This is a genomic window from Saccharopolyspora gloriosae (assembly GCF_014203325.1).
GTDB classification, from domain to species: Bacteria; Actinomycetota; Actinomycetes; order Mycobacteriales; family Pseudonocardiaceae; genus Saccharopolyspora_C; species Saccharopolyspora_C gloriosae.
The window spans coordinates 4292051-4306878 of record NZ_JACHIV010000001.1 but is presented as its reverse complement, the minus strand read 5'-3'; the positions used below and the strand labels follow the sequence as shown (position 1 = coordinate 4306878).

The 14828-nt window shown below is 66.4% G+C and carries 8 protein-coding genes and 3 rRNA genes; all 11 read left to right on the top strand.

What is annotated here, in order from left to right; genetic code table 11:
• Positions 1-42: 42 nt before the first annotated feature.
• The 11 genes from BJ969_RS18940 (at position 43) to BJ969_RS18890 (ending at position 14644) form a co-directional block, all read left to right on the top strand.
• Positions 43-1562, top strand: a 16S ribosomal RNA gene (locus BJ969_RS18940).
• A gap of 221 nt (positions 1563-1783) precedes the next feature.
• Positions 1784-4865 (top strand): 23S ribosomal RNA (locus BJ969_RS18935).
• 117 nt (positions 4866-4982) lie between these two features.
• A 5S ribosomal RNA gene (gene rrf / locus BJ969_RS18930) occupies positions 4983-5100 on the top strand.
• The 16S, 23S and 5S rRNA genes sit together here, the layout of an rRNA operon.
• A 1409-nt stretch (positions 5101-6509) precedes the next feature.
• Positions 6510-7361: a tetratricopeptide repeat protein gene (locus BJ969_RS18925; RefSeq protein WP_184480552.1), complete on the top strand. Its 852-nt coding sequence runs from the start codon at positions 6510-6512 to the stop codon at positions 7359-7361.
• Positions 7358-8386: an HAD-IIA family hydrolase gene (locus BJ969_RS18920; RefSeq protein ID WP_184480550.1), complete on the top strand. Its 1029-nt coding sequence runs from the start codon at positions 7358-7360 to the stop codon at positions 8384-8386. Before BJ969_RS18925 ends, BJ969_RS18920 begins: the two co-directional genes overlap by 4 nt.
• A gap of 96 nt (positions 8387-8482) precedes the next feature.
• Positions 8483-8719, top strand: coding sequence for a hypothetical protein (locus BJ969_RS18915; protein WP_343071485.1), 237 nt, complete (start codon positions 8483-8485; stop codon positions 8717-8719).
• A gap of 5 nt (positions 8720-8724) precedes the next feature.
• Positions 8725-9612 carry a TlyA family RNA methyltransferase gene (locus tag BJ969_RS18910; RefSeq protein ID WP_184480548.1) on the top strand — a complete coding sequence of 296 codons (888 nt, stop codon included), beginning with the start codon at positions 8725-8727 and terminating at the stop codon, positions 9610-9612.
• Positions 9609-10502, top strand: a complete 894-nt coding sequence (locus tag BJ969_RS18905) for an NAD kinase (protein ID WP_184480546.1) — start codon at positions 9609-9611, stop codon at positions 10500-10502. The genes BJ969_RS18910 and BJ969_RS18905 overlap by 4 nt, the downstream gene beginning before the upstream one ends.
• 114 nt (positions 10503-10616) lie before the next feature.
• On the top strand, positions 10617-12425 hold the full coding sequence (gene recN / locus BJ969_RS18900; RefSeq protein ID WP_184480544.1) for a DNA repair protein RecN: 1809 nt from the start codon (positions 10617-10619) through the stop codon (positions 12423-12425).
• Positions 12426-12524: 99 nt separating this feature from the next.
• Entirely contained in the window at positions 12525-13709 is a 1185-nt protein-coding gene (steA, locus tag BJ969_RS18895) for a putative cytokinetic ring protein SteA (protein WP_184480542.1), read from the top strand.
• Positions 13706-14644, top strand: coding sequence for a copper transporter (locus tag BJ969_RS18890; RefSeq protein WP_184480541.1), 939 nt, complete (start codon positions 13706-13708; stop codon positions 14642-14644). The genes steA and BJ969_RS18890 overlap by 4 nt, the downstream gene beginning before the upstream one ends.
• The last annotated feature ends 184 nt before the right edge of the window (positions 14645-14828 follow it).

Here is a 14828-nt window from a genome sequence, read left to right as displayed (position 1 = left end):
GGGGTGCCTCGTTTATTTCGGGGCAGGATTTTTCTCTAAACATTGTTGGAGAGTTTGATCCTGGCTCAGGACGAACGCTGGCGGCGTGCTTAACACATGCAAGTCGAACGCTGAAGCCCTTCGGGGTGGATGAGTGGCGAACGGGTGAGTAACACGTGGGTAATCTGCCCTGCACTCTGGGATAAGCCTTGGAAACGAGGTCTAATACCGGATAGGACACATGGCCGCATGGTCTGTGTGTGGAAAGTTCCGGCGGTGCAGGTTGAGCCCGCGGCCTATCAGCTTGTTGGTGGGGTGATGGCCTACCAAGGCGACGACGGGTAGCCGGCCTGAGAGGGTGACCGGCCACACTGGGACTGAGACACGGCCCAGACTCCTACGGGAGGCAGCAGTGGGGAATCTTGCGCAATGGGCGAAAGCCTGACGCAGCAACGCCGCGTGGGGGATGACGGCCTTCGGGTTGTAAACCTCTTTCGACATCGACGAAGCCTTCGGGTGACGGTAGGTGTAGAAGAAGCACCGGCTAACTACGTGCCAGCAGCCGCGGTAATACGTAGGGTGCGAGCGTTGTCCGGAATTATTGGGCGTAAAGAGCTCGTAGGCGGTTTGTCGCGTCGGCCGTGAAAACCTGCCGCTTAACGGTGGGCGTGCGGTCGATACGGGCAGACTTGAGTTCGGTAGGGGAGACTGGAATTCCTGGTGTAGCGGTGAAATGCGCAGATATCAGGAGGAACACCGGTGGCGAAGGCGGGTCTCTGGGCCGATACTGACGCTGAGGAGCGAAAGCGTGGGGAGCGAACAGGATTAGATACCCTGGTAGTCCACGCCGTAAACGGTGGGCGCTAGGTGTGGGGACTGTTTCCACGGTTCCTGTGCCGTAGCTAACGCATTAAGCGCCCCGCCTGGGGAGTACGGCCGCAAGGCTAAAACTCAAAGGAATTGACGGGGGCCCGCACAAGCGGCGGAGCATGTGGATTAATTCGATGCAACGCGAAGAACCTTACCTGGGTTTGACATGCACAGGATCGCCCCTGAGAGGGGGTTTCCCTTGTGGCCTGTGTGCAGGTGGTGCATGGCTGTCGTCAGCTCGTGTCGTGAGATGTTGGGTTAAGTCCCGCAACGAGCGCAACCCTTGTCCTGTGTTGCCAGCACGTGATGGTGGGGACTCGCAGGAGACTGCCGGGGTCAACTCGGAGGAAGGTGGGGATGACGTCAAGTCATCATGCCCCTTATGCCCAGGGCTTCACACATGCTACAATGGCTGGTACAGAGGGTTGCGATACCGTGAGGTGGAGCGAATCCTTAAAGCCGGTCTCAGTTCGGATCGGGGTCTGCAACTCGACCCCGTGAAGTCGGAGTCGCTAGTAATCGCAGATCAGCAGTGCTGCGGTGAATACGTTCCCGGGCCTTGTACACACCGCCCGTCACGTCATGAAAGTCGGTAACACCCGAAGCCCATGGCCCAACCCTTGTGGGGGGAGTGGTCGAAGGTGGGACTGGCGATTGGGACGAAGTCGTAACAAGGTAGCCGTACCGGAAGGTGCGGCTGGATCACCTCCTTTCTAAGGAGCAATATCACATCCATAGTCCGGGTGACCGGGTTGTGGGGTGTTCCGGGTGTAGGAGACGCATGTTCTTCTGCCTGGAAGGCTCATAGGATTAGTGGAAATGCCACTCGGTTTTGATTGTCATCGTGCACGCTGTTGGGTGTCTGAGAGAACACACGTGGTGTGTTTTCTTGGTTGTTGTTTGAGAACTGTATAGTGGATGCGAGCATCTTTGTGGCCAAGTTATGTAGGGCACATGGTGGATGCCTTGGTACCAGGGGCCGATGAAGGACGTGGGAGGCTGCGAAATGCCTCGGGGAGCTGTCAACCGAGCTGTGATCCGAGGGTGTCCGAATGGGGAAACCCAGCCCGAGTGATGTCGGGTTACCGCTTCCTGAATGTATAGGGTTGCGGGGGGAACGCGGGGAAGTGAAACATCTTAGTACCCGTAGGAAGAGAAAACACTGGTGATTCCGTGAGTAGTGGCGAGCGAAAGCGGAGGAGGCTAAACCGGGCGCGTGGGATACCTGGCAGGGGTTGCGTGTTCGGTGTTGTGGGGCATTACTGGAGGAGGCTGCCGGCTCTTCAGCGTGGTTGTGTGTGTTAGTTGAACAGGTTGGGATGCCTGGCCGGAGTGGGTGAGAGTCCCGTAGGCGAAAATGCACATGGCGCGTGTGGTGGTGTTCCCGAGTAGCAGCGTTTCCGTGGAGGGTGCTGTGAATCTGGCGGGACCACTCGCTAAGCCTAAATACTTCCTGGTGACCGATAGTGGATAGTACCGTGAGGGAATGGTGAAAAGTACCCCGGGAGGGGAGTGAAATAGTTCCTGAAACCATGTGCCTGCAATCCGTCAGAGCGTGACCTTTTGGGGTTGTGTGATGGCGTGCCTTTTGAAGAATGAGCCTGCGAGTTGCTGCTGCGTGGCGAGGTTAACCTTGTGTGGGGTAGCCGGAGCGAAAGCGAGTCTGAAGAGGGCGTTGAGTCGCGTGGTGCAGACCCGAAGCGGAGTGATCTACCCATGGCCAGGGTGAAGCGCGGGTAAGACCGTGTGGAGGCCCGAACCCACCAGGGTTGAAAACCTGGGGGATGAGTTGTGGGTAGGGGTGAAAGGCCAATCAAACTCCGTGATAGCTGGTTCTCCCCGAAATGCATTTAGGTGCAGCGTTGCGTGTTGCCTGGGTGGGGTAGAGCACTGGTTGGTTGATGGGCCTTATGGGTTACTGACGTCAGCTAAACTCCGAATACGCCTGGGTTGAGCGTGGCAGTGAGACGGTGGGGGAGAAGCTTCATCGTCGAGAGGGAAACAGCCCAGAACACCGGCTAAGGCCCCTAAGTGTGCGCTCAGTGGGAAAGGATGTGGGATTGCCCAGACAACCAGGAGGTTGGCTTAGAAGCAGCCATCCTTGAAAGAGTGCGTAATAGCTCACTGGTCAAGTGGTCCTGCGCCGACAATGTAGCGGGGCTGAAGTGCACCGCCGAAGCCGTGTCAATCAAGTTTTGCTTGGTTGGGTAGGGGAGCGTCCTGCATGCAGTGAAGCGTCGCCGTAAGGCTGGCGTGGAGTGTGTGGGAGTGAGAATGCAGGCATGAGTAGCGAGAGCAGAGTGAGAATCTCTGCCGCCGATTGACTAAGGGTTCCTGGGGCAGGTTCGTCCGCCCAGGGTGAGTCGGGGCCTAAGGCGAGGCCGACAGGCGTAGTCGATGGAGAACGGGTTGATATTCCCGTACCCGTGTGCACGCGCCCATGGTGAAACGGTTGAGACTAACCATCCGCGAGCATGGTGGCTCTTCGGAGTTGTTGTGTGAGTGCATGGGACCTGATTCCGCGGTAGTCAAGTGATGGGGTGACGTAGTGGGGTAGCTGTGCCAGTGAGTGGTAGTACTGGTGTAAGCCTGTAGCCTGTCGTCTAGGTAAATCCGGGCGGCGTGAAGGGTGAGGGGTGATGCGTAGCCGTTGTGGTGAAGTCAGTGATCCCGTGCTACCGAGAAAAGCCTCTAGCGATGTGTGTGCATGGCCCGTACCCGAAACCGACACAGGTGGTCAGGTAGAGTATACCGAGGCGGTCGGGTGAACTGTGGTCAAGGAATTCGGCAAATTGCCCCCGTAACTTCGGGAGAAGGGGGGCCACGGCTGGTGATCATCCTTGCGGTGGGAGCTGGTGGTGGCCGCAGAGGCCAGGGAGAAGCGACTGTTTACTAAAAACACAGGTCCGTGCGAAGTCGTAAGACGATGTATACGGACTGACGCCTGCCCGGTGCTGGAACGTTAAGAGGACCCGTTAGCATCTTTTGGTGTGAAGCGGAGAATTTAAGCGCCAGTAAACGGCGGTGGTAACTATAACCATCCTAAGGTAGCGAAATTCCTTGTCGGGTAAGTTCCGACCTGCACGAATGGCGTAACGACTTCTCCGCTGTCTCGACCACAGGCCCGGTGAAATTGCAGTACGAGTAAAGATGCTCGTTTCGCGCGGCAGGACGGAAAGACCCCGGGACCTTTACTATAGCTTGGTATTGGTGTTCGGTGCGGCTTGTGTAGGATAGGTGGGAGACTGTGAAGCGTTCACGCTAGTGGGTGTGGAGTCGTTGTTGAAATACCACTCTGGTCGTTCTGAGCATCTGAACCTCGGACCCTGATCGGGTTCAGGGACAGTGCCTGGTGGGTAGTTTAACTGGGGCGGTTGCCTCCCAAAGGGTAACGGAGGCGCCCAAAGGTTCCCTCAGCCTGGTTGGTCATCAGGTGTTGAGTGTAAGTGTATAAGGGAGCTTGACTGTGAGACTGACAGGTCGAGCAGGTGCGAAAGCAGGGACTAGTGATCCGGCACTGGCAGGTGGAAGCGGTGTCGCTCAACGGATAAAAGGTACCCCGGGGATAACAGGCTGATCTTGCCCAAGAGTCCATATCGACGGCATGGTTTGGCACCTCGATGTCGGCTCGTCGCATCCTGGGGCTGGAGTTGGTCCCAAGGGTTGGGCTGTTCGCCCATTAAAGCGGCACGCGAGCTGGGTTTAGAACGTCGTGAGACAGTTCGGTCCCTATCCGCCGCGCGCGTAGGAGATGTGAGGAAGGCTGTCCCTAGTACGAGAGGACCGGGACGGACGGACCTCTGGTGTGCCAGTTGTTCCGCCAGGAGCAGGGCTGGTTGGCTACGTTCGGGAGGGATAACCGCTGAAAGCATCTAAGCGGGAAGCCTGTTCCAAGATGACGTCTCCCACCCTTTGTGGGTTAAGGCCTCCTAGAGATGATGGGGTTGATAGGCTCGGCATGGAAGCACAGTAATGTGTGGAGTGGACGGGTACTAATAGGCCGAGGACTTGTTCACAAAGATTGCTACGCATCCACTATACGGTGTCTGAGACAACAACTTTGGGTTGTTGATTTCTGAATAGGTTTCACCACGGTGACCGGTGTGCTGGTTGTTTTGTGGTGTATGTGGTTTGTCGGTGGTTTTAGCGGAGCGGGGAACGCCCGGTCCCATTCCGAACCCGGAAGCTAAGCCCTCCAGCGCCGATGGTACTGCACTCGATAGGGTGTGGGAGAGTAGGACACCGCCGACAATACTCATCAGAAGGGGCCGACCGGGCCCGTCCAACGGGACGGACCGGTCGGCCCCTTTTTTTCGTGCCGAGGACTGGTTCTGATCCGTCCCGCAGCGCACGCAGGCGCTCCCGACTGAGCGGGTGGCGCTGAGGTCTACGCTGGTAGTTAACCGAGTTGTACGTTTCCAGGAGGTCTGGTGTCCGGGTCCGACGACACACGTGGCGGCGGCGACCGCCGCGGAGCCGATTCCGGCCGTAGCGGCCAGGCCGGCAGGAACGGGTCGGCCGGACGCGGGTTCGGCGGCGCTAAGAACGACCGCGGCCGCGACGGTGGGTCCCGCGGCTCGGCGAACGATCGCGGACGCCAGGGTCGTGGTGGCGGCGACCGGTTCGGGAACAAGGATCGACGGGACGACCGTCGCAGCGGTCCTCGCATCGAGGATCGTCGTGCCGACGGTGGTCACCGCCAGCGCGCGTTCGGCCAAGGTCGCGATGAGCAGACCTGGGGCAGCCCTGGTGGCAAGGACGATTCGAAGTACCGCAAGGACGGCAAGGGCCGTCCTGGCGACAAGGGCGGATTCCGCCGGGACTCGAAGTTCGACGACCGCAAGGGCGGACGTCCGTCCGACCAGCGGCGTAGTGGTCCCCGCGACGACCGGCGCAACGATGGTGGCCGGGGTGCCGGTGGCGGTCCGCGCCGCTTCGACCGGCAGGATGACCGCGGCGGTCGGTTCGACCGCGATGACCGTCCGAGCCGGCCCCAGCGCGACGACCGCGGGCGGGACGACCGCACTCGCGGCGAGTTCCGCGGCGGTGACCGCAGGGACAAGCCCCGGTTCGATGACCGGCGGGACCGGCCCAACTCGAACTTCAAGCGCGACGACCGCCGACCGGACAACCGGCGCGACGACGACCGGCGTGGCGGCGGCCGCCCGGACGACAACCGGCAGGGTGGCAACCGCTACCAGGGCGGTGGACAGCGCCCTGACGATCGGCGACGCGACGACCGGCCGAGGACGGACCGTTCGTGGAACGACCGCAAGAACGAGGGTCGCGACCGCAATGACCGCCCTTGGGCGGACAAGCGTCGCGACGACCGCGGCGGGAATCGGCGGTACAACGACGACCGGCGCGACGACCGTGGTGGCCGCCCGCCGAACGACCGGCAGCGCGACGACCGCCGGAGTGCCCCTCGGCCGCAAGGCAAGCGCGAACGCTTCGACAACGACCGGCCGCGCCGGGACGACCGGCAGCGTCCGAATTCGAACGACCGCGGGCGGGGTGGTCCGCGGCGGGACGATCGCGGGGGCAACCCCCGGCAGGGGACGTCGGCGAACGAAGCCGTGGATGCGAAGCCGGTGGAGGTGGCTCCCGAACTGCCGGAGGACGTCGACGCTTCCGAACTGCACGGCGAGATCCGTCGCGACATGCGTTCGCTGCCGAAGGGCCTCGCGGACAAGGTCGCGGCCCACCTGGTCGCGGCCGGCAAGCTGATGGACACCGACCCGGAACAGGCCTTGGTGCACGCCCGCTACGCCCGGCACCGCGCGTCGCGGATCGGTGCGGCACGTGAAGCGAACGGTCTGTGCGCCTACCAGATGGGTGAGTGGACCGAGGCGCTGTCCGAGCTGCGCGCCGCCCGCCGCATGGGCGGCGGTCCCGGCCACATCGCGATCATGGCGGACTGCGAGCGCGCACTGGGCCGCCCGCAGCGCGCCCTCGAGCTGAGCCGGAGCGCCGAGGCGGCCGAACTGGTCGGCGGGGAAGCCGTTGAGCTGCGGATCGTTGCGGCCGGTGCCCGCCGGGATCTCGGTGAGATCGAGGCGTCGGTGGTGAGCCTGCAGATCCCCGAACTCGACCCGAAGCAGCAGGAGCCTTGGAGCGCCCGGCTGTTCTACGCGTACGCGGACAACCTGCTCGCGGCCGACCGGGTTCAGGAGTCGTTCACGTGGTTCGTGCATGCGGCCCACGCGGACGACGACGGTGACACCGACGCGCCGGAGCGTCTGGACGAACTGGTCGCCCAGCTCGGTGGTGACGTCGATGCGGAAGAGCTCGTGGCAGAGGCGACGGCAGCGGGTCCGGCCGCCGTCGTGGAGTCCGCTGAGATCGACGATGCCGAGGAGGACGACCAGCACCTCGATGAGACGCCCGCAGCGGTCGTCGACGATGAAGCGGACATTCCGGCCGCCGAGGTGTCGAAGGACGCCGATGACGAGGCGGCGCAGACCGACCGTGCAGTGAAGGCGAGTGACCCGCGAGGGGACGAATCGCAGTGACCGGCACCTTGCTCGATCACCACGACGTGGTGCTGCTCGATCTCGACGGCACCGTGTACCGCGGTGGGCAGCTCGCTCCCGGCGCTGACGAAGCCATCGCGGAGGTCCGTGCTCGAGGCGTTCTGGTCCGCTACGTGACCAACAACGCCTCGAAGCCGGCGCAGGCCGTGTCCGAGCACTTGAACTCGCTCGGCTTGAGCGCCACTCCCGACGAGGTGAGCACCAGTTCGCAAGCAGGTGCGGCACTGCTCGCCGAGCAGTTGCCCGCCGGGGCGAAGGTGCTGGTGGTCGGGTCGGCGGCGTTGGCGGACGAGGTCGCGCAGGTCGGGCTCACCCCGGTCCGGGAGAACGCGGACGAGCCGGTCGCGGTGGTGCAGGGGCATTCGCCCGACACCGGCTGGTGGAACCTCGCGGAGGCGTGCTTGGCGATCCGGGACGGGGCGCTGTGGGTCGCGTGCAATGCCGACGCCACCTTGCCGACCGAACGCGGCGAGCTGCCGGGCAACGGTTCGATGGTCGCTGCGCTTCGTGCGGCGACCAAGCAGGAGCCGCAGGTCGCGGGCAAACCGGAACGGCCGTTGCTGGCCCGCGCCGTGTCCTCGGCGCAGGCGAGCCGTCCGCTGATGGTGGGCGATCGACTGGACACCGACATCGGCGGAGCCGTCCGCTCGGGGATGCCGTCCCTGATGGTGCTGACCGGCGTCGGCACGGCCGCCGACGTGTTGTTCGCCCCCGTCGAGGAGCGTCCGGACCACGTCGCGGACGATCTGCGCGGGCTGAACCTGCCGCCGTCGGCCACGGTGGTCGGTGAACAGGCGGGCTGGAAGGTTCGCGTCGGCGAAGGAGTGCTGGAGCTGTCGGCGGACACCGCGCCGCAGCCGGACTCCGGCGAGGCACGGGTCGCCGCTCTCGGTGCGCTCCGCGCGTTGTGCGCGGCCTGGTGGCCGCTCGGTTCCGGCCCCGTCGAGGTTCGTGCGCAGGACGCCGCGTCCAGCGATGCGTTGCGCGAGTTGGCCCTGGGCTGAAGCGGCCAGGGTCCGCACACCGGTCGTCTTGGTCGGATAGCGTTGATGTAGTCGTCGTGACACGTCCGGCGACGTGGGCAACAGAAGCGGGAGACGATGACCTCTCCAGGACAGGGCGGCTCTCACGCCCCGAACCCGTCGATGTTGGCGAGACCGTCGGACGACGGGTCGGCGGCCGAGCACGCGATCGGTGAGGCCCTCGCACGGCTCGACGAGGTGCGCGAGCTGCCGGTGGCAGACCACGTCGAACGATTCGAAGCCGTGCACACGGCGCTGTCGGACGCGCTGAGCAAAGCCGAGAACATGCTGTCCGGCTCGACCGGCGGTGGGTGATCAGGATGCCGCGCAAGGCGCGTTTGGACGCTGAACTCGTACGACGTGGGCAGGCCAGGTCCCGCGAGCACGCCGCGGAACTGATCGCCGCGGGCCGGGTGACGGTGCGGGGCATGCTCGCCCGGAAATCCGCCACCGCCGTCGAGATCGACGCTCCGGTGGTCGTGACCGAAGACGTCGAAGATCCGCGGTGGGCCTCCCGCGGCGCGCACAAGCTGCTGGGTGCGCTGGACGTGTTCGGGGAGTCGGGCCTGTCCGTCGAAGGGCGTCGTTGCCTCGATGCCGGGGCGTCGACAGGTGGATTCACCGACGTCCTGCTGCGCCGAGGGGCACGTGAGGTCGTGGCCGTGGACGTGGGGTACGGCCAGCTGGTGTGGGCGCTGCAGACCGATGAGCGGGTTCGGATCCACGACCGCACCAACGTCCGCGCGCTCGAGCCGACCGACATCGACGGTCCGGTGGACCTCGTGGTCGCCGATCTGTCGTTCATCTCGCTGAAGTTGGTGCTGCCCGCGTTGCTGGCGTGCTCGAAGCCGGGCGCCGATCTGGTTCCGATGGTCAAACCGCAGTTCGAGGTGGGCAAGCAGCGGTTGGGGTCCGGCGGTGTGGTGCGCGATCCTGAATTGCGCGCCGAGGCCGTGCTCGATGTCGTGCGCTTCGCCGCCGACGCCGGGATGGGTGTGCAGGGCGTCGAAGCCAGTCCCCTGCCGGGTCCGTCGGGCAACGTCGAGTTCTTCGTCTGGCTGCGGGCGGGGGCGAGCACGGAACCAGCCGTGGCCTCGGAACTCGTCGAGGACGCGGTGCGCCGAGGCCCGCAGACGACGGGGAAGAACGGCGGAGCCGGGGAGGCTCCAGCCGGAACGACCGAGCACCGACAAGGGAGCCGGAGTTGACCCGAGAGGTGCTGCTGGTGGTCCACACCGGTAAACAGCACAATCTGCGCACGGCGGAGAAGGTCGCCGGGCAGCTGGTCGGAGCCGGGGTGCGCGTTCGGGTGCTGGAGGACGAGGCGCGCGACCTCAGCCCCGGCTGCTACACCCAGGCCGTGTCCTCCGGGCCGCACGCGGCCGCGGGAACGGAGTTGGTGTTCGTCCTCGGCGGTGACGGCACGCTGCTGCGCGCCGCCGAGCTCGCCCGGTTGCCCGGAGTCCCGGTTTTCGGGGTCAACCTCGGGCGCGTCGGGTTCCTCGCCGGAGCCGACTCCGACGCGCTCGACCAAGCGGTGCTCGCGGTCGTCGAGGGGCGCTACCACGTCGAAGAACGCATGACCATCGACATCACCGCGATGCTCGACGGGCGGGTGCTGGCCACCACGTGGGCGTTGAACGAGGCCAGCGTCGAGAAGAGCAGCCGGGAGCGCATCCTCGACGTGGTCGTCGAGGTCGACGGTCATCCTGTGTCGGCGTTCGGATGCGACGGAGTGCTCTGCTCGACCCCGACCGGATCCACCGCCTACGCGTTCTCGGCGGGTGGCCCGGTCGTCTGGCCCGAGGTGGAGGCTCTGCTGGTGGTGCCGAGCAACGCGCACGCGTTGTTCGCCCGCCCGTTGGTCGTGTCGCGGAATTCGACGGTCGCGCTGGAGATCGACCACGGTGGCCACGACGCGGTGCTGTGCTGCGACGGGCAACGGCACTTCGACCTGCCCGCGGGCGCCAGGGTCGAGGTCATCGCCGGGGCGAACCCGTTGCGGCTGGTTCGGTTGTACGACGCGTCCTTCACCGACCGTCTGGTGCGGAAGTTCGAATTGCCGGTGCAAGGGTGGCGCGGCCCGGCAGCCGACTGACCGGCCATGATCGGCCTGCCGGAGCGTCCGGGAGGTACGTCCCCGCTCGGATCGGTGGCATTGATCGGGCTGGCGGGGCTCGGGCGGTCGGGGCCGACCGCTAGGGTGCTTGATGTGTTGGCTGAGATGCGCATCCAAGGATTGGGAGTCATCGACGATGCCACGCTGGAGCTGCACCCTGGCCTGACCGTGGTGACCGGTGAGACCGGAGCTGGCAAGACGATGGTGGTCACGGGGCTGCATCTGCTCAGCGGTGGGCGCGCCGATGCTTCGCGAGTCCGATCCGATAGTCCTCGGGCTCTGGTGGAAGGGCGGTTCGAGGTCGCCCCTGAGACGGGGGCGGCGAAGGTCGCCAGGGACGCCGGTGCCGAACCGGACGATGACGGCAGCCTCATCGCGCTGCGCAGCGTGAACAACGATGGTCGTTCCCGCGCGCACCTGGGCGGTCGGGCGGTGCCGAACGCGGTGCTCTCCGAGCTGTCCGAGCAGCTGCTGGCGGTGCACGGGCAGAACGATCAGCTCCGGCTGCTGCGCGCCGGTGAGCAGCGGGCGGTGCTGGACCGGTTCGCCGGAGATCCGGTGGCCGACGTGCTCGCCCAGTACCAGCGGGTGCGTGCCGAATGGGCTGACGCGGTGCGGGAGCTGACCGAACGCACCGAGCGCGCTCGCGAATGGGCTCGTGAGGCCGAGATGCTCCGGCACGGAGTGGACGAGATCGAGGCCGTCGCCCCCGAGCAGGGCGAGGACACCGCCTTGGTCGATGAGGCGCGCCGGCTCTCCGACGTGGACCAGTTGCGCGAGATCGCCGCGGGCGCTCAGCACGCGGTGAGCGGAGCGGCGGACGGCGATCCTGAGTCTCCCGGCGCGATGGGATTGCTCGGTGATGCGCGCCGTCGGCTCGGCGGAGCCGAGGACCCCGTGCTGCGCGAGCTGGACTCGAGGGTCGCGGAAGCCACCGCGGTGCTGGCCGATGTCGGCGCCGAGCTCGGCGGTTACCTGGACCGGTTGGACGCCGATCCGGGGCGGCTGGAGCAGGTGCTGGCTCGGCAGGCCGAGTTGAAGAACTTGACCAAGAAGTACGCCGCCGACGTCGACGGCGTCCTCGCATGGGCGGCCGACGCGCGTGAACGCCTGGCGGGGATGGACACTTCGGACGAGGCGCTCGCCGCGCTCGCGCAGCGCCGCGATGAGCTCGCAGTCGAACTCGCCGAGCACGCCCAGGTGCTGTCCAAGGAGCGGCAGGAAGCCGCCGTTGGACTCGCGGCGGCGGTGTCCGAGGAGCTCACCGGACTGGCCATGGCGCAGGCCCGGTTGGAGGTCGTGGTCGAGCCCAAGGAGATCGACGAGTCCGACTCGTCCGCCCTGCGGGTGGGCGACCGGACCCTGGCCGCGGGCCCGGAAGGGACCGACGAGGTCGAGCTCCGCCTGATCGCGCATTCCGGAGCGCCGTCGCTGCCGATCCACAAGGGAGCTTCGGGCGGTGAGCTCTCGCGGGTGATGCTCGGGCTGGAAGTGGTGCTGGCGGACGCCGACACGGTGCCGACGCTGGTGTTCGACGAGGTCGATGCCGGGGTGGGTGGACGCGCGGCCGTCGAGATCGGTCGTCGGCTGGCGCGGCTGGCCCGCACCCACCAGGTCGTGGTGGTGACCCACCTCGCCCAGGTCGCCGCGTACGCCGACCGGCACCTGGTGGTCGACAAGGGATCGAACGACACCGGGCTGACCCGTAGCGACGTGCGCACGGTCGCCGCCGGGAAGCGGGTCGCCGAGCTGGCCCGAATGCTGGCCGGTTTGGACTCCACGGCCACGGGGCGCGCCCATGCCGAGGAATTGTTGGCGACCGCCGCCTCCCACAAGTCGATGGCCGAGCCCGGCCGCGGGCAGGGCCGCGGCAAGAAGAAGGACGCCGCTGGACGCCACTGACCGGATTGGTCCATTTGGATCAATTAAGATGGACTGATCGGACCTACGGCTACGGCGTGGCGGCCGCTCGGACGGTGATCCCTTTGTCACCATCGGTCCATGAAGCTCAGTGGTCTGCTCGCACGCCAGGAGGAAGTTCGGCCGGGAGTGACCGGAACGGCGCGCGTTCCACGTCGTTCCGGCGAGCTGCCGCAGCGGCTCGGCCCCGGTGACATCGTTCTGCTGGATCAGGTCGACCTCGATCGTCGGACGGCGGACGCCTTGGTGGCGGCCGGTGTCGTCGCCGTGGTCAACGCCGCGCCGTCGATCTCGGGCCGGTTCCCCAACTTGGGGCCGGAAGTGCTGTCCGCCGCCGGGGTCACCTTGATCGACCGCGTCGGGAGGGATCCGATGCGAATGATCAAGGACGGAGCTCGGCTGCGGCTGCACGAGGGGCGGGTGTACTCCGGTGACCGCGAGCTCGCGTCCGGAACCGACCAGGACGCCGACTCGATCGCGGACCAGCTGATCGAGGCGAAGACCGGGATGACCGCTCAGCTCGAAGCGTTCTCGGCCGACACCATCGAGTTCCTGCGCACCGAGCGGATGCTCATCCTCGACGGCGTGGGCGTCCCCGCGGTCACGGTGCCGATCGAGGGGCGCCACGTGCTGGTGCTGGTGCCCGGTTACGGGCACGCCGACGACCTGAAGCGCCTCAAGCGCTACATCAAGCACTACCGGCCGGTGCTGATCGGCGTGGACGCTGGGGCCGACACGCTGCTGCGCGCCGGCTACCACCCCGACGTGATCGTCGGTGACCCCAGCGGCATCGCGACCGACACGCTGAAGCGGGCGACGGAGGTGGTCGTGCCCGCCCACCTCGACGGCCATGCGCCGGGGATCGAGCGCATCCAAGATCTCGGCATCGGTGCGCTGACGTTCCCCGCCTCCGGGAATCCGGAGGACCTCGCCTTGCTGATCGCTGATGCTCACAACGCCCGCCTCGTGGTGACGGTCGGGTTCCAGGCGACGTTGCACGAATTCCTCGATCGCGGTCGGTCCGGCTCGAACCCGTCCACCTTCCTGACGCGGTTGCGGCTGGGCAGCAGGCTCGTCGACGGTGCGGCGGTCGCGTCGTTGCAGCGGGCCGCGGGATCGAACGGTGCGCTCGCCATGCTCCTGGTGGCCGCGCTCGTGGTGTTGGGCGTGGCGTTGGCGGTGTCCGGCTTCGGCGCCTCCTTCCTCGCGGTGCTCGTCGACTTCGCCCGTTCGGCCTTCGGTCGGCTGGGGGAGTGGTTCGCATGATCTCGCTGCGGCACCACGTGATCTCCCTGATCGCGGTTTTGCTGGCGCTGGCCGTGGGCATCGTGCTCGGGTCGACGTCGCTGAGCGAACGGCTGCTTTCGCACGTCGGACAGGAACGCGACTCCCTGGGACGCCAGGTGGAGGAGCTGGAGGCCGACCGGGCCGCGTTGCGCGGGGAACTCGACGGCGCGCACCGGTTCAGCGCGGCGACCGCGCCGCTGGCCGTGCAGGGTCGGCTCGCGGACCGCGGCGTCGTCCTCTTCAGCTCCTGGGACGTGCCGGAACAGGACAGGGCGGCGATGCGCGGGATGGTCGAAGCCTCTGGCGCGCAAGTCACCGGCGAGGTGCGCCTGTCCGAGACCGTGGCGGATCCGGACCGCTCCGACCAGGTACGCCGATTGGTGACCCGGCTGCTGCCCGCAGGGGTGCAGCTGCCCACCGCTACCGACGTCGGCACGCTCACCGGTGGGCTGCTCGGGCCGCTGACCCTGGTCGACCAGCGGACGGGTGCACCCCAGGTCTCCCCGGAGGAACGCGCGGCCGCGATGTCCGGGCTGACCGAGGGGGGCTTCGCCACGGCGGTGGGTGATGTGCGTTCCGCGCCGCTCGCGCTCGTGCTGACCGGCCAAGGGCGTGGTGGAGCCGGCGCCGCGGATCGGGCGGCGTTCTTGGCCCGCTTCGCGTTCCAGCTGGACCGCTCCGGTGGTGGTGCGGTGCTCGCAGGTGGCCGCGGGTCCGCGGCCGGTGACGGGCCGGTCGGGTTCGCGCGGGCCGACACGGCGGTCTCGTCGGCGCTGTCGACGGTGGACAACGCCGACACACCCCAGGGCGAGGTCGCCGCGGTGCTGGCGCTGCGGGAACAGCTCGACCGCCGGGCCGGGCATTACGGCACGGCCAGCAGCGCAGAGGGCATGGTGCCCGGTACGCGCGACTGAGCAGAGCCGTGCCCGGCCCGGCGGTGCGGCCGCGCCGGGCGGCGCATACGCGAGTGCGCCGCCCGGCTGGGCGGCCCGGCGCTCCGGCCGCGTCCGGGGGAGGGGCAGGACGCGGACGGAGGGGGCGGCGCCGGGCCGGGTGGTGAGGTCCATGCCATCGATGATGTTCGAGAATTATTCGATT